12 protein-coding genes are annotated in these 18,958 nt (G+C 68.1%); 7 read left to right on the forward strand and 5 right to left on the reverse strand.

What is annotated here, in order from left to right:
* Positions 1-81 precede the first annotated feature (81 nt).
* Positions 82-2,184, reverse strand: coding sequence for an elongation factor G (fusA, locus tag PCA10_RS21710; protein ID WP_016494236.1), 2,103 nt, complete (start codon positions 2,182-2,184; stop codon positions 82-84).
* Positions 2,185-2,521: 337 nt separating this feature from the next.
* On the opposite strand from fusA, the gene PCA10_RS21715 reads away from it, so the two are divergent.
* Both PCA10_RS21715 and PCA10_RS21720 read left to right on the forward strand, forming a co-directional pair.
* The gene (locus PCA10_RS21715) at positions 2,522-3,175 is read left to right on the forward strand and encodes a peroxiredoxin (RefSeq protein WP_016494237.1); all 654 of its coding nucleotides are present in this window, start codon (positions 2,522-2,524) and stop codon (positions 3,173-3,175) included.
* Between the two features lie 78 nt (positions 3,176-3,253).
* Positions 3,254-4,012 (forward strand): Mut7-C RNAse domain-containing protein, encoded by a 759-nt coding sequence (locus tag PCA10_RS21720; protein ID WP_016494238.1) that lies wholly within the window; start codon positions 3,254-3,256, stop codon positions 4,010-4,012.
* A gap of 241 nt (positions 4,013-4,253) precedes the next feature.
* Here the strand turns inward: PCA10_RS21720 and PCA10_RS21725 are convergent, their stop codons facing one another.
* Positions 4,254-8,717 carry a DEAD/DEAH box helicase gene (locus PCA10_RS21725; protein ID WP_016494239.1) on the reverse strand — a complete coding sequence of 1,488 codons (4,464 nt, stop codon included), beginning with the start codon at positions 8,715-8,717 and terminating at the stop codon, positions 4,254-4,256.
* Positions 8,718-8,918: 201 nt separating this feature from the next.
* On the opposite strand from PCA10_RS21725, the gene PCA10_RS21730 reads away from it, so the two are divergent.
* The 3 genes from PCA10_RS21730 to ppnN all read left to right on the forward strand — a co-directional run bounded on the left by PCA10_RS21730 (position 8,919) and on the right by ppnN (position 12,434).
* Positions 8,919-9,368, forward strand: coding sequence for a hypothetical protein (locus PCA10_RS21730; RefSeq protein ID WP_016494240.1), 450 nt, complete (start codon positions 8,919-8,921; stop codon positions 9,366-9,368).
* 367 nt (positions 9,369-9,735) lie between these two features.
* Complete coding sequence (locus tag PCA10_RS21735) at positions 9,736-10,782, forward strand: class I SAM-dependent methyltransferase (RefSeq protein WP_016494241.1); 1,047 nt, start codon at positions 9,736-9,738, stop codon at positions 10,780-10,782.
* Positions 10,783-11,036: 254 nt separating this feature from the next.
* Positions 11,037-12,434 carry a nucleotide 5'-monophosphate nucleosidase PpnN gene (gene ppnN / locus PCA10_RS21740; protein ID WP_016494242.1) on the forward strand — a complete coding sequence of 466 codons (1,398 nt, stop codon included), beginning with the start codon at positions 11,037-11,039 and terminating at the stop codon, positions 12,432-12,434.
* Positions 12,435-12,549: 115 nt separating this feature from the next.
* Here the strand turns inward: ppnN and PCA10_RS21745 are convergent, their stop codons facing one another.
* Positions 12,550-13,533 (reverse strand): quinone oxidoreductase family protein, encoded by a 984-nt coding sequence (locus PCA10_RS21745; protein WP_016494243.1) that lies wholly within the window; start codon positions 13,531-13,533, stop codon positions 12,550-12,552.
* A gap of 13 nt (positions 13,534-13,546) precedes the next feature.
* Positions 13,547-14,599, reverse strand: a complete 1,053-nt coding sequence (locus PCA10_RS21750; protein ID WP_016494244.1) for an aldo/keto reductase — start codon at positions 14,597-14,599, stop codon at positions 13,547-13,549.
* 193 nt (positions 14,600-14,792) lie between these two features.
* Here PCA10_RS21750 and PCA10_RS21755 point away from each other — a divergent pair, with 193 nt between their 5' ends.
* Together PCA10_RS21755 and PCA10_RS21760 are read left to right on the forward strand one after the other, a co-directional pair.
* A complete protein-coding gene (locus PCA10_RS21755) occupies positions 14,793-16,064 on the forward strand; it encodes an MFS transporter (protein WP_016494245.1) in 1,272 nt (423 codons plus the stop codon).
* A 114-nt stretch (positions 16,065-16,178) separates the two neighbouring features.
* A complete protein-coding gene (locus PCA10_RS21760) occupies positions 16,179-17,435 on the forward strand; it encodes an MgtC/SapB family protein (RefSeq protein WP_016494246.1) in 1,257 nt (418 codons plus the stop codon).
* Between the two features lie 29 nt (positions 17,436-17,464).
* On the opposite strand, the gene PCA10_RS21765 is transcribed toward PCA10_RS21760, so the two are convergent.
* A complete protein-coding gene (locus tag PCA10_RS21765) occupies positions 17,465-18,943 on the reverse strand; it encodes a DNA recombination protein RmuC (RefSeq protein ID WP_016494247.1) in 1,479 nt (492 codons plus the stop codon).
* Positions 18,944-18,958 lie beyond the last annotated feature (15 nt).

Here is an 18,958-nt window from a genome sequence, read left to right on the forward strand (position 1 = left end):
GCGGGAGCAAGGAAGGAAAAACGGGCCTCGCGGCCCGTTTTTTATGGGAGATTCCAAGCGTTGCCAGGTTGTGCTGGCGCTTCAACCCGATTTCTTGACGATCGCCTCGGCGATGCTCGCCGGCGCATCGGCATAGCGGGCGAACTCCATGGAGAAACTCGCCCGCCCCTGGGACATGGAGCGCACATCGGTGGCGTAACCGAACATCTCGCCCAGGGGCACCTCGGCGCGGATGATCTTGCCGGACACGCCGTCGTCCATGCCATGGATCAGGCCACGGCGGCGGTTGAGGTCGCCCATGATGTCGCCCATGTAGTCCTCGGGGGTCACCACCTCCAGCTTCATCACCGGTTCCAGCAGCACCGCGCCGCCCTTTTGCGAAAGCTGCTTGGTGGCCATGGAGGCGGCGATCTTGAAGGCCATCTCGCTGGAGTCGACGTCGTGGTAGGAACCGTCGAACACCGCGGCCTTCAGCCCCAGCAGCGGGTAGCCGGCGAGCACGCCGTTCTTCATCTGCTCCTCGATGCCTTTCTGGATGGCCGGCACGAACTCGCGGGGAATCGCCCCGCCCACCACCTCGTTGACGAACACCAGGCCCTCGCTGCCCTCGTCCGCCGGGGCGAAGCGGATCCAGCAGTGGCCGTACTGGCCACGACCGCCGGACTGGCGGACGAACTTGCCTTCGATCTCGCAGGTCTTGCGGATCGCCTCGCGGTAGGCCACCTGCGGCTTGCCGGTGTTGGCCTCGACGCCGAACTCGCGCTTCATTCGGTCGACGATGATGTCCAGGTGCAGCTCACCCATGCCGGAAATGATGGTCTGCCCGGTTTCCTCGTCCGTGCGCACCCGGAACGACGGGTCTTCCTGGGCCAGCCTGCCGAGGGCGATGCCCATCTTCTCCTGGTCGGCCTTGGTCTTGGGCTCCACGGCGATGGAGATCACCGGCTCGGGGAAGTCCATGCGCTCGAGGATGATCGGCTTGTTCAGGTCGCAGAGGGTGTCGCCGGTGGTGACGTCCTTCATGCCGATCAGCGCGGCGATGTCGCCGGCACGCACTTCCTTGATCTCGGCGCGGTGGTTGGCGTGCATCTGCACCATGCGGCCGACCCGCTCCTTGCGGCCCTTCACCGAGTTGAGCACGGCGTCCCCGGAATTCAGCACGCCGGAGTAGACCCGGACGAAGGTCAGGTTGCCGACGAAGGGATCGGTGGCGATCTTGAAGGCCAGGGACGAGAACGGCTCGCCATCGTCGGCATGCCGCTCGTCGCTCTTCTCCGGGTCGTCCGGATGGGTGCCGTGGATCGCCGGGATTTCAGTGGGCGCCGGCAGCAGCTCGACCACCGCGTCCAGCACCAGGGGCACGCCCTTGTTCTTGAAGGACGAGCCGCATACCGCCGGCACCACCTCGCAGGACAGTGTGCGGATGCGCAGGCCGGCCTTGATCTCGTCTTCGCTGAGCTCGCCGCCGTCGAGGTACTTGGTCATCAGTTCCTCGTTGGCCTCGGCCGCCGCTTCCAGCATCTGGTTGCGCCAGTGCCGGGCCTCTTCCTGCAGCTCGGCGGGGATCTCCTCCTCGCGGAAGCTGGCGCCCTGGTCGGCGTCGTTCCAGTAGATGGCCTTCATGCGGATCAGGTCGATCTGGCCGTTGAAGTTCTCCTCCTGGCCGATGGGCAGCTGGATCGGCACCGGCGTGTGGCCGAGGCGCTTCTTGATCTGCTCCACCACCCGCAGGAAGTCGGCGCCGGCGCGGTCCATCTTGTTCACGTAGGCGATGCGCGGCACGTGGTACTTGTCGGCCTGGCGCCACACCGTCTCGGACTGCGGCTCAACGCCGTCGGCGCCGCTGAACACCACCACCGCCCCGTCCAGCACGCGCAGGGAACGCTCCACCTCGATGGTGAAATCCACGTGGCCGGGGGTATCGATGATGTTGATGCGGTACTTGTCGAGCTGCTTGCGCGAGCCGCTCCAGAACGCGGTGGTGGCGGCCGAGGTGATGGTGATGCCGCGCTCCTGCTCCTGGACCATCCAGTCCATGGTGGCGGCGCCGTCGTGCACCTCGCCCATCTTGTGATTGACGCCGGTGTAGTAGAGCACCCGTTCGGTGGTCGTGGTCTTGCCGGCATCCACATGGGCCACGATGCCGATGTTGCGGTAGTGGCTGATGGGTGTTGTACGGGCCATGGCGATCACCTCCGTGCGGGTTGTCAGGTCTTGGCAGGGCCGCACAGGCCTTCCGGCGACGCCGCGCGGCATCGGGTTCGATGACGGAAGGTTGTGGGCGGCGAAAGGCCGAGTGGCCCAGCCACAATGGGCTCGGCGCGACACTCAGGCCGGCACCGCCCCCTTCTCTAACGCTAGCACCGCCTCGACCCGGGCACTGGCCGCTCATCCGGACACGGGACGCCCATGCCCCACCTATACTGATTGCCCGGCAGGCCAACGCGCACCGGAGCCTGCCACGACGGCCGCCGCCAGCGGGCGGTAGTGCCCATGACAACCGGCATACAGGAGGTCGAACATGGTTATCCGCATTGGTGACGAAGCACCCGATTTCACCGCCGACAGCACCGAAGGCACCATCAACTTTCACCAGTGGATCGGGGACCAGTGGGCCATCCTGTTCTCCCACCCGAAGGACTTCACCCCGGTCTGCACCACCGAGCTGGGCTACATGGCCAGGCTCAAGCCCGAATTCGACAAGCGCAACACCAAGGTGGTGGGCCTCTCCGTGGACCCGGTCAGCGACCATCACCGCTGGGCCGGCGATATCGAGGAAACCCAGGGCTGCGCGGTGAACTACCCGATGATCGGTGACGAAAACCTCACCGTCGCCAAGCTCTACGACATGATCCACCCCAATGCCAGCACCGGCCCGCGCACCGCCGTGGACAACGCCACGGTGCGCTCGGTGTTCATCATCGGCCCGGACAAGAAGGTCAAGGCCATGCTGATCTACCCCATGAGCGCCGGACGCAATTTCGACGAGGTGCTGCGGCTGCTGGATTCGCTGCAACTGAACGCCAAGCACACGGTGGCGACACCGGTGAACTGGCGCCCGGGCGACGACGTGATCATTCCCACCTCGGTCTCCGACGAAGACGCGAAGAAGAAGTACCCCGACGGCTTCAAGACCCTGAAACCGTACCTGCGGGTCGTCGCACAACCCAAGTGAGCGACCGCGCGCCACCCAAGTGAGCGACCGCGCGCCCTTCTCCGGGAGGGCGCGCGGGCGCCTGCCATACTCTTCCCCATGGCCAGGGCGACATTCCGTTTCTACGAGGAGCTCAACGACTTCCTGCCCGCCGAACGGCGTCGGCTCTCGTTCAGCTGCGCCTGCGCGCGGGCGGCCACGGTCAAGCACATGATCGAGGCCCTCGGCGTGCCCCACACAGAGGTGGAGCTGGTGCTGCTCAATGGCGAGTCGGTGGGCTTCGAGCGGTTGATCGAGGACGGTGACCGGGTCGCGGTCTACCCCAAGTTCGAGACACTGGACATCAGCCCGTTGCTCAAGGTCCGCGACCGTCCCATGCGCGTGCTCCGCTTCGTGGCCGATGCCCACCTCGGCGGCCTAGCCAACCTGCTGCGCATGAGCGGCTTCGACACCCTCTACGACAACCGCTTCGAAGACAGCCAGATCGCCGATATCTCCGTCCATCAGGGGCGCATCGTGCTGACCCGCGACCGCGAACTGCTCAAGCGCCGCATCATCACCCACGGATGCTACGTGCATGCGCTCAAGCCCGCCCTGCAGCTGCGCGAGCTGTTCGAGCGCCTGGACCTGGCCCGCAGCGCCAATCCCTTCAGCCTCTGCCTGCACTGCAACCACCCCCTGCAGGAGATCGCCCCGGAACTGGCCCGCCCGCGCGTGCCGCCGCGAATCGGCGCGCGGCATACGCGCTTTCTCAACTGCGTGGCCTGCGACCGCCTGTACTGGGAAGGCTCCCATTGGCGCAGCATGTGCGCCCTGCTGGAGCCCCTGCTGGCTGTGGATAAATCGGCCGGAGACTGACCGGCCTTTACCCACAAACCCAGTGGATGAAGCTGTGGATAAGCTGTCGGGAGATGGCCAGGCGCCATGTGTGGCGCGGGCTACCGGGGTTGGGTCAATTTCTGAGCGGTTTCAAGCGCTTACGACGGCGATACGCCTTGTAGGAGCGAATTCATTCGCGAAGGGCCGAAAGGCCCGTTGCCCGACACAGCGAATAATTTCGCATGTAGCACGTCACTCCCGGATTTCATCCGGGCCTTGATCAAAGCGGCATCCGCGCCCTTCTCGACTGCTGCCCCAGGGGCGTTGCCGCCGGCTGCCGGATCAGCGCCGCGCGCCATTCATTGGCGGTGGCCGGATCGACGTCTTGCAGCAGGTTGACCTTGCCCGCCACCAGGCTCGCCACCGGCACCCCGTCCCTGAACAACAGGCGGTTGCCCGCCAGCGCCGGCACCTTGGCACCATTGAGCAAGGTGCCCAGCAGGTTCAGCGGATCGCAGGCAGACAGGCTCACCAGGCTGCCGGCCTGCGGGTGCTTGCGCACGTCCCGCAGCAGTCCCACGGCCTCCGCCAGGGCGAACTGTTCGCCGGAGACACCGGCGACGAAGCGACCACCGCGAATCTCGCCCCGTGCTTCCAGGCGGTGGTACACCCGCAGCAGGTCGCGCCAGGGGGGCAGCCAGTTGGCCTCCCGTTCCAGCAGGCGCCAGCACACCACGCCGTAGCGTCGCAGCAGGGTGCGCGCGACGTGTTCCAGGGCCTCGGCGGGCAGCTTGCCGCCCTCCTCCGCCCTGCCGCGCAGCAACGCCCAGCGCCCGGCGTCCTGCATATTGGCCAGGGCCAGGCGAGCGCGGCGGTCGTGGCGGCTGCGCCGCGCCGCCGGCAGCAGCAGGGAACGCAGGCCGGCGAAACTGTCGGCATTGGCCAGCCCCAGGGCGACCAGCTCGCCCAGGCAATCCTCCAGCTCGCTGCGCAACAGGTGGGCCTCGTCCATCAGTTCGTCGAAGAACAACGCGCCCTGGCTGGCCAGCACCTGGCGCACCCGCTCGGCGCGGGGTGAGGGTTCGGCGGGCGGCGCTTCCTGCAGGCAGGCCCGCCACAGCGCCAGGCTCTTGCGTGGCAGCAGCAGGATGGGCGTGCCGCGCACCGGCCCCACCACCGCCTTGCCGCGCCCGCCGAGACGGCACCAGACCACCCGGCCGGCACGGCACAGGTCGTCCAGCCAGTTGATGCCGTAGTCGGCCACCCGGCTCGGAAGTATCTCGCTCTCCCAGGCGGCGGCCGCCGCCTCGAAGCCTTCCAGCTGCCCCAGCACGCCGGCCAGGGCCTCGGCGCCGCGCACCTGGGTATCGGCGGCGACGCGCTGCCAGTCGAACAGGAAACGCATGAAATCGGCGGGTTCCACCGGCTCGATCTCGCGGCGCAGGCGCTTGACCGTATAGCGGTGGATGCGCGCCAGCAGATGGCGCTCGCACCACTCCTCTTCCGTCGCCGTCGGGCTGAAGCGCCCACGCAGTACATGGCCCTCGCCCTCCAGGCGGGCCAGGGCCATAGCCAAGGTCGACGGGGGCTGATGCAGATCGGCGGCCAGGCGCGCCAGGGTCAAGGGGCCGAACCCGCCCAGCCGACCGCGTACCACCTCCACCAGGGCGGCTTCCGCCTCCCACGCGGCGTCGAAGCCCTCGGGCGCGGTTATGACCGGTTTCAGCGTCGCCTGTGGATAAAGCGCCTGGAACAGCGCCAGGCGCTCGGCCGCCAGCCACAGCACCGGCTTGCCAGCCAGCTGCAGGCAGGCGGCGCGACGGGCCTTGGCCAACTGCGCGAGCCAGGCCGACCAGCCCGTGTTGGCCTCGGCTTCCGACGCCGTGATGCAAGCCAAGGTCAGCAGCGCTTCGTGCATCTCGTCGGCATCGCGCACCAGGGGCCAGGCCTCCTCGGCCACGGCGGCGATGGCCTCCGGGTCCAGGGCGCCGAGATCGTCGGCCGACTCCGGATCACTCCAGCGGCGTTGCTGCACGGCCTGGGTGCGGCGTTCCTCCAGTGGCGCGTCGTCGAGGAAGGCGTAGGGCCGCGCGCCGAGAATCTCCGCCGCCAGGGACGATGGCGCCGGCAGGTCGCGGGCCAGCAATTGCACTTCGCCGCGCTCCATGCGCCGCAGCAGGGCCAGCCAGCCCTCGGTATCCATGGCGTCGTGCAGGCAGTCGTCGAGGGTCTGGGCTACCAACGGATGGTCGGGAATCTCGCGCTCGCCCACCAGGTTCTCCTGGCAGGCCACCTGGTCGGGGAACACGCTGGCCAGCAGGTCTTCGCTGCGCATCCGCTGGATCTGCGGCGCCACCTTGCGCCCGCCGGAATAGCGCGGCAGGGCCAGGGCGGCGGAGGCGTTCCAGCGCCAGCGCACGCCGAACAGCGGCGCGTCGAGCACCGCCTGGATCAGGATGTGCTCGGCGCTACCCGAATGGAGGTAGCGCCAGACCTCCTCCAGCGGGAAGCTGTGGCTGGTGGACAGCGAGAGGATCAGCGCATCCTCGGTGGCCGCCGCCTGCAATTCGAAATTGAAGCTGCGGCAGAAACGCTTGCGCAGCGCCAGGCCCCAGGCACGGTTGAGGCGGCTGCCGAAGGGCGAATGGATGATCAGCTGCATGCCGCCGGATTCGTCGAAGAAGCGCTCCATCACCAGCCGCCCCTGGGTCGGCAGCGCCCCCAGGGAGGCCCGTGCCCGCGCCAGGTACTCGACTATCTGCCGCGCCGCCGCTTCGCTGATACCGAGCTCATCGCACACCCCCCGAATCGCTCGCTCGATTCCCTCCCCTCTCCCTTTGGACAAATCGGCAGGATTGCCGATTTGGGCAGCTTCAGCTGGCCGAAGGCCGAGCCACATGGATGTGGCGAGCCCAGTGGGGCCGGGGGTGAGGGTAGCGTCCGTCAGCTCGGACGTCTCCAACCACCCTTCCACCCGCTCGCGCAACCGCGCCACCCCCGCCGACAGTTCGTCGGTGCGTCCCGGCGCCTCGCCCAGCCAGAAGGGAATGTTCGGCGGCTGGCCCTTGGCGTCCTCCACCCGTACCCGCCCCGGCTCGATGCGCAGGATGCGGTAGGACTGGTTGCCCAGCTGGAACACGTCGCCGGCCAGGCTCTCCACCGCGAAGTCCTCGTGCACGCTGCCCACCGACATGCCCTGGGGCTCCAGCAGCACGGCGTAGTCGGCGGTTTCCGGAATGGCGCCGCCGGAGGTGATGGCGGTCAGGCGCGCGGCACGGCGGCCGCGCAGGCGGCGGTGCACCGCGTCACGGTGCAGGTAGGCGCCGCGCACGCCCTGGCGGCCGTTGTAGCCCTCGGAGAGCATCTTCACCAGGGCGTCGAAGGCGTCCCGCGCCAGGTCCATGTAGGGCATGGCGCGGGTCAGCAAGCGGAACAGCTCGTCCTCGCCCCACTCCCGGCAGGCCACTTCGGCCACCATCTGCTGCGCCAGCACATCCAGCGGCGCCAGGGGAATCCGCAGGGCGTCCAGCTCGCCACGGTGCACGCAGTCCAGCAGCGCCGCGCATTCGATCAGGTCGTCCCGCGATTGCGGGAACAGCCGTCCCTTGGGGGTGCCGCCGACACTGTGGCCGGAGCGCCCGACCCGCTGCAGGAAGGCCGCGATGCTGCGCGGCGAGCCGAGCTGGCAGACCAGTTCCACGTCGCCGATGTCGATCCCCAGCTCCAGGGAGGCGGTGGCCACCAGCACCTTGAGTTCGCCGCGCTTGAGGCGCTGCTCGGCGTCCAGACGCAGCTCCCGCGCCAGGCTGCCGTGGTGGGCGGCCACTGCGGCATTGCCCAGGCGCTCGGAGAGATGCCGGCTGGCGCGCTCGGCCAGGCGCCGGGTGTTGACGAAGACCAGGGTGGTGCGGTGCGCGGCCACCAGCTCGGCCAGGCGGTCGTAGACCTGCTCCCAGGCATCGTTGCCAAGCACCGCCTCCAGGGGCGTCGGCGGCACCTCGATGGCGAGGTCGCGCGCCCGGCTGTAGCCCACGTCCACCACCTCGCAGGCCGGGCGCTCCCGGCCCATGAGGAAGGCCGCCACGCGCTTGATGGGCTTCTGTGTGGCGGACAGGCCGATGCGCTGCAAGGGCTGGCCGCACAGGGCCTCCAGGCGCTCGGCACTGAGCATCAGGTGGCTGCCGCGCTTGCTCCCGGCGATGGCGTGGATCTCGTCGATGATCAGGCTGCGGCAGCCGCCGAGCATGGCCCGGCCGGAGTCCGAGCCGAGCAGGATGTAGAGGGATTCCGGGGTGGTCACCAGGATGTGCGGCGGGCGCTTGCGCATGGCGTCGCGCTCGGCCTGGGGCGTATCGCCGGTACGCACGGCGGTGCGGATATCCACATCCGCCAGGCCCAGGCGCGCCAGCTCGGCGCGAATACCCGCCAGCGGCTCTTCGAGGTTGATGCGGATGTCGTTGGACAGCGCCTTCAGCGGCGACACGTAGACCACCGTGCAGCGATCCGGCAGGCCGCCCTGGGCGAGCCCTTCCTGCACCAGCTCGTCGATGGCGCAGAGGAAGGCGGTGAGGGTCTTGCCCGAGCCGGTGGGCGCCGCCACCAGGGTGCTGGCGCCCGCGCGCAGCCTGGACCAGGCCAGGGCCTGGGCCTCGGTGGGCGCGGCGAAGCGGCTGTCGAACCAGGCCGCGACGGCGGGATGGAATCCCTCCAGCGCGGCGTGGTGGGATGATCGGTTCGAGGTCATGCCGCCAACTATGCTGGCGAGCCGGCGCACGCTCAAGGGCCACGGACCGACGGTCCACCGGCGGCAGCCCCTTGCCCGCATCGGCAATCCGCTGCCGCCCGGCGTGCCGGCCATTCCCGGCCAGGCCCGGCAACCATGGGCTTGCGGCGACCTGGCGCGAATCCTGCTCTACCCGGCTGCACCTGATGCAGAGGGAACTCCATGAACAGCATTTCCATCAGCTCGCCCCTGGCCAGCTACCTCGGCCTGGCCGCAAAGCCCCAGGCCGCCACTACCCAGGGCAAGCCGGAGAACACCGAGTCCGCCCCCCAGGACCCGATCGCCGAGATTCGCCGCTTCGCCAACGCGCTGGTCGAGCAGGGACGCGGCGGCCTGCTGCGCGCCATGAACGGCGGCGGCGAGGTGGCCAGCGCCAGCCCGGTTGCCGACAGCGGACAAACCTCCGGCAGCGACACCATCGAGCTGCCCGACGTGGCGGAGCTGGACCGCGAAGACGCCCTGGCGCTCAAGGACAAGGTGCAGAAGCTGATCGACCTCGGCCTGGACAAGAGCACCGGCTTCATCGGTTACAACGGCGAGCAGCAGACCGACTCCCTGGCCACCTATCGCGACTGGCTGCAGGCCAGGGGCGGAATCAGCGTCTACGCCTGAGAGCCTGTTCACGATCAGCTGCGCGTCGGCCCTGCTGCGTCAAAAACAGGCTCGGAATGCTCATTTAGCACTCGTAAACTCCGCTTCCTCGCCTGTTTTTTTCTTGCATGGCTCTAGCTCGCAAGACCGTGAACAGGCTCTGTGATTTCACCGCTTATCGGCTGCGCCCGTTCAGCCCATGGCTGACCTGCACCCGGCACTACACTAAAAAGTGTCCTGCGATTGCGGGACAAGGAAGGAGCCTCGCCTGCTCCACACGACTCGTTCGACGCGGCTCCTTCCCTCGCTACCCCCGCCGTTTCCCGCCGCCGCATTGCGCTGTCGCCCCGGCCAGTCGAACGCTCCCTTCGACAGGGGAGGAGAGGCAATGGACGAATCCAAGCTGAATGACTTCATGGGCAAGCTGGTGAGCGACATGGGCGGCGCGGCCATGCTCGCCAACATCATTCTCGGCGACGAACTCGGCCTGTATCGCGCCATGGCCGACAGCCAGCCGGTCAGCCCGCAAGAGCTGGCCGAACGCACCGGCTGCAATGCGCGCCTGCTGCGCGAATGGCTGAGCGCCCACGCTGCCTCCGGCTACATGGAGCACGACAACGGCCGTTTCCGCCTGCCCGAAGAACAGGCGCTGGCCCTGGCGGTGGAAGACTCGCCGGTGTACGTGGCGGGCGGCGCCTCGGTGATCGCCGCGCTGTTCCACGACAAGGACAAGGTGGTGAAGGCCATGCGCGGTGATGGCGGCCTGCCCTGGGGCGATCACCATCCCTGCATGTTCAGCGGCACCGAACGCTTCTTCCGCCCCGGCTACCGCGCGCACCTGGTGGACGAGTGGCTGCCGGCGCTGTCCGGTGTGGTGGACAAGCTCAAGGCCGGCGCCAAGGTCGCCGACGTCGGTTGCGGCCACGGCGCGTCCACGGTGATCCTCGCCCAGGCCTTTCCGGCCTCGCGCTTCATCGGCTACGACTACCACGCACCGTCCATCGAAACCGCCACCCAGCGCGCCCGCGAAGGCGGCGTGGCGGATCGCGCCAGCTTCGCCCAGGCCAGCGCCAAGGACTACCCCGGCGCGGACTTCGACCTGATCTGCTACTTCGACTGCCTGCACGACATGGGCGACCCGGTGGGTGCCGCCCGCCACGCCTACCAGAGCTTGAAGGCGGACGGCAGCGTGCTGCTGGTGGAACCCTTCGCCAACGACCACCTGGACGACAACATGACCCCGGTGGGCCGTCTGTTCTACTCGGCCTCGACCTTCATCTGCACCCCCAACTCCCTGTCCCAGGAAGTGGGCCTGGGCCTCGGCGCCCAGGCCGGCGAGGCGCGCCTGCGCAAGGTGTTCGAGGAAGCCGGCTTCACCCAGTTCCGCCGCGCCACGGAAACCCCCTTCAACCTGATCCTGGAAGCGCGCAAGTGACGCGCGGGTTGGACGGCCGGACGGCTGTCCAACCCTCCGGTGAGCTGAACCTCCCCCAAAAAGTCCTTGTCAGACAGGCATTAATCTCGCTATTACGCTGGAGCATGACCACAAGCGTCTCCCGCAACACGATCTGTAACCTCACCGTGAGCAGATAACGAGCACTACCGCCCGACCGCGCCATGGACAACGGCGCTCCGCATTCCGCCCCTGGGCCTTCCCGGCTCCGAGGCATCGTTGCAAGGAATACTCGAATGCCCAGAAGAAAGGTCATCAATGCCCAGGTCAGCCCCAAGGGCAGCCTGGAAACCCTCTCCCAAGTCGAAGTGCATCTGCTCAGCGAAGCCGGCTCCGGCAGCATGTACCAGCTGTTCCGCCAGTGCGCCCTGGCCATCCTCAATACCGGCGCCCATAGCGACAACGCCAAGACCATCCTCGACGCCTACAAGGACTTCGAAGTCCGCATCCACCAGCAGGACCGTGGCGTGCGCCTGGAGCTGATCAACGCCCCGGCCGACGCCTTCGTCGATGGCGAGATGATCGCCAGCACCCGCGAGATGCTGTTCAGCGCCCTGCGCGACATCGTCTACACCGAGAACGAGCTGGGCAGCCGGCGCATCGATCTCGACTCTTCCGAAGGCCTCACCGACTACGTCTTCCACCTGCTGCGCAACGCACGCGCCCTGCGTGCCGGCGTGGAGCCGAAGATCGTGGTGTGCTGGGGCGGCCACTCCATCAGCGACGAGGAATACAAGTACACCAAGAAGGTCGGCCACGAGCTCGGCCTGCGCCACCTGGACATCTGCACCGGCTGCGGGCCGGGCGTGATGAAGGGCCCGATGAAGGGCGCCACCATCGGCCACGCCAAGCAGCGCACCCACGGTGGCCGCTACCTGGGCCTGACCGAGCCCGGCATCATCGCCGCCGAGGCGCCCAACCCCATCGTCAACGAACTGGTGATACTGCCCGACATCGAGAAGCGCCTGGAGGCCTTCGTCCGCGTCGGCCACGGCATCATCATCTTCCCGGGCGGCGCCGGCACGGCGGAAGAGTTCCTCTACCTGCTGGGCATCCTGATGCACCCGGACAACCAGGACGTGCCCTTCCCCCTGGTGCTCACCGGACCGAAGAGCGCCTCCGCCTACCTGCAGCAGCTCAACGACTTCGTCGGCGCCACCCTGGGCGCGGCAGCGCAGGAACGCTACACCATCATCATCGACGACCCGGAAGCGGTGGCCATCGAGATGGCCCAGGGCCTGAAGCAGGTCAAGCAGTTCCGCCGCGAGCGCAACGACGCCTTCCACTTCAACTGGCTGCTGAAGATCGACGAGCGCTTCCAGCATCCCTTCGAACCCACCCACGCCAACATGGCCAACCTCGACCTCAGCCACAAGCTGCCGCCCCACGAGCTCGCCGCCAACCTGCGCCGGGCCTTCTCCGGCATAGTCGCCGGCAACGTCAAGGACAAGGGCATCCGCCTGATCGAGGAACACGGCCCCTACGAGATCCACGGCGACGCCGCAGTGATGCAGCCCCTGGACAAGCTGCTCAAGGCCTTCGTCCAGCAGCACCGCATGAAACTCCCGGGTGGCGCGGCCTACGTGCCCTGCTACCGGGTGGTGCAGACCCACGCCGAGGAACTGGCTAGCTGAGCGGGTACACCCGCTCGTTCGCAACCTGTAGGAGCGATTTCAATCGCGAAGCAGGCCGCCGTCCTGCCTGACCAGGGGGGAGCGCGATGCGCTCCTTTCGCGAATGAATTCGCTCCTACAGACCCGGCTTCAGCACGATCTTCCCGGAGGTCTGGCGCGACTCCAGCAGCCGGTGTGCTTCGGCCGCCTGCGACAACGGCAGCACCTGGCCGATCTGCAGCTGCAGGCGACCGCCCAGCACCAGGCCGATCAGCTCGCCCAGCGTCTCGCCGAGAATGTCCGGGCGCTCGAAGTACTGGGTGATGGTGAAGCCCTGGATGCTGCGGTTGGAGAACACCAGGTCGCCGCTGTCCAGCTGGCTCAGGTGGCTGCCGGCACCGCCGAATACCACCATGCGGCCGAAGTCTGCGAGGCTCTTCAGCGCGGCCGGCAACACGTCGCCGCCGACCATCTCCATCACCACGTCGACGCCCTTGCCATCAGTCAGCAAGCGCACCCCTTCTTCCCACCCCGGCACGGTGTAGTCCACCGCGGCGTCGGCGCCCAGGTCCAGGGCCAACTGGCGTTTTTCCGGGGTACTGGCGGCGGCGATCACCTTCCCCGCACCCAGGGCTTTCGCCAGCTGCACGATCAGCGAACCGACCCCACCGGCCGCGCCTTCCACCAGGATGCTCTCGCCGGGCTGCAGGCGCGCGGCATCCTTCAGGCTGCGCAGGGCGGTGATGCCCTGGACGAACAGCGCGGTCATCTGCTCGGCCGACAGGCCCGGCGGCAGCGGCACCAGCCCGGCGGCCGGGGCCACCGCGTACTCGGCGTATCCACCACCGCCAGAGGCGGCGAACACCCGCGCCCCCACCTCGGGGCTGCTCACGCCTTCCCCCAGGGCCTCCACCACACCGGCGATCTCGTAGCCGAGGGTGAAGGGCAACGGGCTTTCCTGTGGATAGTTGTCACCACGGCGGCGCATCACATCGGCGTAGTTCACCCCCACCGCCTCGACCCGCAACAGCACCTCGCCCGGTCCCGGTTGTGGGGTGGGCACGTCTTCGTAGACCAGTTGCTCCGGCCCGCCGGTCTGGTGGAATCGCACAGCTTTCATGACTGACTCCCCCTCAGATGACCGGAACGATGGGCAGGCGGATATCGCGACCACCGGACAACGCCGGCAGCATCTCGGCGGCCTGCAGATGGGGCACGCCCAGCTCCACGGCGCTGGCGGCGCTCAGGCGGGCGAACTGCTCGTCGCTGAGCCGCACCTCGAGGGCGCCGAGAGTCGCGTCGAACTGTTCACGGGTGCGCGAGCCGAGGATCGGGATCAGCGCGGTGGAAGCAGCACGCGCCTTGTGCAGCAGCCAGGCGATGGCCACCTGGGTGGGCGTGGCGTCCAGCTCGGCGGCCACGGCGAACAGCGCATCGAGGATCGCGGTTTCCCGGGCGCTCTTCTCGGCATGCACCAGCATGCCCAGCTTGGTGGCGCGGGAATCGTCGTTGCCGGCGCGGTACTTGCCGGTGAGGAAGCCCCCACCCAGCGGCGACCACTGGGTGACAGCCAGGCCGAGGGCCTCGGCCATGGGCAGCAGCTCGCGGTCGGCGGTGCGCTCGGCCAGGCTGTACTCCACCTGGATGCCCACCAGGGGCGCCCAGCCGCGCAGCTCGGCCAGGAGGTCGGCGCGGGCGATGCGCCAGGCCGGGAAGTTGGACAGGCCGGCGTAATGGATCTTGCCGGCGCTGACCAGGTCGTCGAAGCCGCGCAGGATCTCCTCCATCGGCGTCATGCCGTCGCTGATGTGGGCCCAGAGCAGGTCGATGTGGTCGGTCTTCAGCCGCTTGAGGCTCTCTTCCACGGCGCGGACCAGGTTCTTGCGGTTGTTGCCAGTGCGGGCGATGCCGTCGGCCGGGGTGGTGCCGAAGCTGTACTTCGTGGCGATGACGAAATCGTCGCGCTGGCTGGCGATGAACTCGCCCAACAGCACTTCGGCCTGGCCGGCCTGGTAGCCATTGGCGGTGTCGAAGAAATTGCCGCCGGCCTCCACATAGCCGTCGAAGATCTTCCGCGCTTCATCCCGCTCGGCGCCGTGCCCCCAACCTGTGCCGAAGTTACCGGTGCCCAGGGCAAGTTCGGAAACGCGAAGGCCGGTACGGCGGCCGAAAGTCGTGTAGCGCATGGAGTTCTCCTGCTGGGGATTGCTTTAGATGTCGACCATAATATTAAAAAATTCCAACTAGGCAACTCACGTTAGTCGATCAGTCGGATAGCCGACGGCTATTGGTCGAAAAACATCCAATCGGCTATCCCGGTCGCGGTATGGCGGCTACCGGGCTAGGCTCTCCGGGACGCTCGACAGGGGGAAAAGCGCCATGCGATCCAGCCTCACCACCGGTGTGACACGCCGGGAAATCTGGGCCTGGGCGATGTTCGACTTCGCCAATTCCGGCTACACCACGGTGATCATCACCGCCGTCTTCAACGCCTACTTCGTCGCAGTGGTGGCCGAGGGGAAACCCTGGGGCACCCTGGCCTGGACCAGCACCCTCGCCGTTTCCTACGCCCTGGTGATACTCACCGCGCCGCTGATCGGCGCCCACGCCGACGCCACCGCCAGCAAGAAACGCCTGCTGCTGTTCAGCACCCTGGGCTGCGTGATCTTCACCGCCGCCCTGGCCCTGGCCGGGCCGGGCAGCCTGGCGCTGGCGGTGCTGTTCGTGGTGCTGTCGAACTTCTGCTTCGGCACCGGCGAGAACCTGATCGCCGCCTTCCTCCCGGAGCTCGCCCGTGACGACGCCATGGGACGGGTCTCCGGCTGGGGCTGGGGCCTGGGCTACATCGGTGGGCTGGTCAGCCTGGGAGCCTGCCTGGCCTACGTCAGCTGGGCCCAGGGCCAGGGGCAGACGGCGGCGCAGTTCGTGCCGGTGTGCGTGGTCATAACCGCGCTGCTCTTCGCCCTGGCCAGCACGCCGACCTTCCTCTTCCTCAAGGAACGCAGCAAACCGCAACCGGCCGCGGCTGGCGGGGCCTGGCAACGCTTCAGACAGACCTTGCGCGAGGCCGGGCGCTACCGCGACCTGCTGCGCTTTCTAGCCTGCACCGTCTGCTACCAGGCGGGCATCTCGGCGGTGATCAGCCTGGCCGCCATCTATGCAGCCCAGGTGATGGGCTTCACCACCCAGGACACCCTGCTGCTGATCTTCGTGGTCAATATCACCGCCTCCATCGGCGCCGTGCTGTTCGGCTGGCTGCAGGACCGCATCGGCCACCGCGCCACCCTGGCGCTGACCTTGATGGGCTGGCTGGCCATGGTGGCGCTGATGTGGTTCGCCAGCGGCCCGGAGCTGTTCTGGGTAGCGGCGAACATCGCCGGCCTGTGCATGGGCGCCAGCCAGTCGGCCGGGCGCGCCATCGTCGGCCTGCTCGCCCCGCCCACGCGGCTGGCGGAGTTCTTCGGCCTCTGGGGCCAGGCGGTGAAGCTCTCCGCCATCCTCGGCCCCATGACCTACGGCCTGGCCAGCTGGCTGTCCGGCGGCGACCACCGGCTGGCCATGCTGATCACCGGCAGCTACTTCGTCGCCGGCCTGCTGCTGCTCGCCAGCGTGCGCCTGGAGCGGGGACGGCGGACCGCGCTGGCCGGCTGAGGGGCACGCCCCGATCGTAGCGCTGGTGCGCTCCTGTAGGGTGCGCCGTGCGCACCGCCGCGAGCGACCCAGGTGCGGGCTAGACTGCTTCCATTCCTACCGAAAGGAAGCCCCATGCCCGACACCACGGAAGTCCTGATCGATTTCGCCATCGCCCTGGCCGCCGGCCTCTTGATCGGCGCCGAACGCGGTTGGCGCGAACGCAACACCGAAGCGTTGCGGATGGTGGCGGGCATTCGCTCCTTCGGCCTCACCGGGCTGCTCGGCGGGTTCGCCACCTTCCTCGGAGAACGGTTCGGCATGGCCGCCTGGGTGGTGATCTTCGCCTGCTTCGCGGTGCTGGTGATCGCCTCCTACTTCGGCGAGCTGATCTATATCGGCGACCTCGGCCTGTCCACCGAACTGGCGCTGCTGCTCACCTTCCTCCTGGGCAGCCTGGCGGTGGCCGGCCACCATGTGCTCGCGGGCGCCGGCGCCGTGGTGGTGGCCCTGTTGCTGAGCCTGAAGGACACCCTGAACAGCGCGCTGAAACGGCTCAACGAAGAAGAGCTGCTGGCCGCCCTCAAGCTGCTGTTCATCTCGGTGGTGCTGCTGCCGATCCTGCCCAACCGTGGCTTCGGCCCCTGGGAGGTGTTCAACCCCTACGCCACCTGGTGGATGGTGGTGCTGATCGCCGCCCTGGGTTTCGCCGCCTACTTCGCCATCCGCCTGGTGGGCACCCAGCGCGGCCTGCTGCTCACCGCCCTGCTGGGCGGCACGGTGTCGTCCACGGCCATGACCATCACCCTCTCCCACCTGCAGGAGCACCGCGCCCTGCGCCCGCTGCTGGCGGCGGGCCTGCTGGCCACTTCGGCGCTGATGTTTCCCCGCGTGCTGCTGGAAGTCGGCCTGGTGAACCCCGACCTGCTGCCGCGCCTGGGGGTGCCCCTGGGTATCGCCGCGCTGGTCTACGCCGCCGGTGCGTTTTTCTACTGGCGTGTCGCGGCCAACGCCGAATCGCCCAATGCCGAGCCGCCGCTGAAGAACCCCTTCGAACTCGGCCCGGCCCTGCGTTTCGCCGCGCTGCTGGCGCTGATCCTGCTGCTGGTGGAGGCGGCGCGGCGCTACCTGGGGGATGTCGGCGTCTACCTGGTGTCGCTGCTGTCGGGGCTGACCGACGTGGACGCCATCACCCTCTCCCTCGCCCGTGGCGCCAACGGCGAACTGGGTGCGGAGGTGGCCGTGCGCGGCATCTTCCTCGCGGTGCTCAGCAATAGCCTGGTGAAGGCCGGGTTGATCGTGGTGATCGGCGGCAAGGGCCTGGCGCTGCGCACCCTGCCCTTCATCGCCGGCGGCCTGGTGGCCGGTAGCGTGGCGCTGCTGATGATCTGAACCCACTCCTTCGCCAAGCCGGCGGCGGCTCAGCCCTCGAACTGTTCGTCCAGCAGGGGCAGCCCCGCCGCGCGTTCCAGCAGGTCGTTGGGCAGGCTCTTGCTGGCTCGGGCGCCGAGCAGCTTGAGGTTCTCCACCCGGCTGATCAGGTTGCCTCGTCCTTCCACCAGCTTGTTGCGGGCATTGGAGTAGGCCTTGTCCAGCTGTTGCAGGCGGCTGCCCATCTCGTCCAGGTCCTGGACGAAGGCGACGAACTTGTCGTACAGCGCCCCGGCGCGCTCGGCGATCTCGCGTGCGTTCTGGCTCTGCCGCTCCTGGCGCCAGAGGCTGTCGATCACCCGCAGGGTGGCCAGAAGGGTGGTCGGGCTGACGATCACGATGTGCTGCTCGAAGGCTTCCTGGAACAGGCTGGGGTCGGCCTGCAGGGCGGCGGCGAAGGCGGCTTCGATGGGCACGAAGAGCAGCACGAAGTCCAGGCTGTGCAGGCCTTCCAGGCGCTGGTAGTCCTTGACCGAGAGGCCCTTGAGGTGACTGCGCAGTGACAGCACGTGCTGCTTCAGGGCCTGGCTGCGGGCGTTCTCGTCTTCGGCGGCGATCAGTGCCTGGTAAGCGGTCAGGCTGACCTTGGCGTCCACCACCACTTGCTTGTCGCCCGGCAGCTGGATCAGCACGTCGGGCTGGAAGCGCTCGCCCTCGGCGCTCTTGAGGCTGACCTGGGTCTGGTATTCGCGGCCCTTCTCCAGGCCGGCGTGCTCCAGCACCCGTTCCAGTACCAGCTCGCCCCAGTTGCCCTGGGTCTTCTGGCCCTTCAGGGCGCGGGTGAGGTTGGTGGCCTCATCGCCCAGGCGCTGGTTGAGCTGCTGCAGGCGCTCCAGTTCCTTGCCCAGGGAGAAGCGTTCGCGGGCTTCCTGTTGATAGCTCTCTTCCACGCGCTTCTCGAAGGCCTGGATGCGCTCCTTGAGGGGATCGAGCAATTGGCCGAGGCGTTGCTGGCTGGTTTCGGCGAAGCGCTGTTCGCGCTCGTCGAAGATCTTCCCGGCCAGTTCGGCGAACTGCGCACGCAGGTCGTCACGGGCCGCCTGCAGGTCGCCCAGGCGCTGTTCGTGGGCTTCGCGCTGCTCCCGCAGCTCGGCCTCCAGGCCCGCGCGGTCGGCGTCCAGGCGGCGCAGTTCGACATCCTTGCGCTCGCGCTCCTGGTTCCAGGCCAGCAAGGCCTCGCGGGCGCTCTGGCGCTCGACGCCGAGTAACTCTGCCTCGCGGCGCAGGGCCGCCAGTTCGGCCTGCTGGGCGGCGTTGAGGTGGCCGAGCTCGCGGTTTTCCTCGCGGCTGTCGTCCAGTTGCACCGCCAGGCCGTCCTGGGCCAACTGGGCGGTCGCCAGGCGTTCTTCAAGAAGTGCGTGTTCGGTCTGCAGGGCGGTGAGCCTGCGCTGCTGTTGCCAGGCCAGGCCCAGCAGGGGCACGGCCGCGGCGAACAAGCCGAGCAACAGGTTGGGGATATCGATGGGCATGAGCGGCTCCGCGCT

This window comes from Pseudomonas resinovorans NBRC 106553 (assembly GCF_000412695.1).
Lineage (GTDB): Bacteria > Pseudomonadota > Gammaproteobacteria > Pseudomonadales > Pseudomonadaceae > Metapseudomonas > Metapseudomonas resinovorans_A.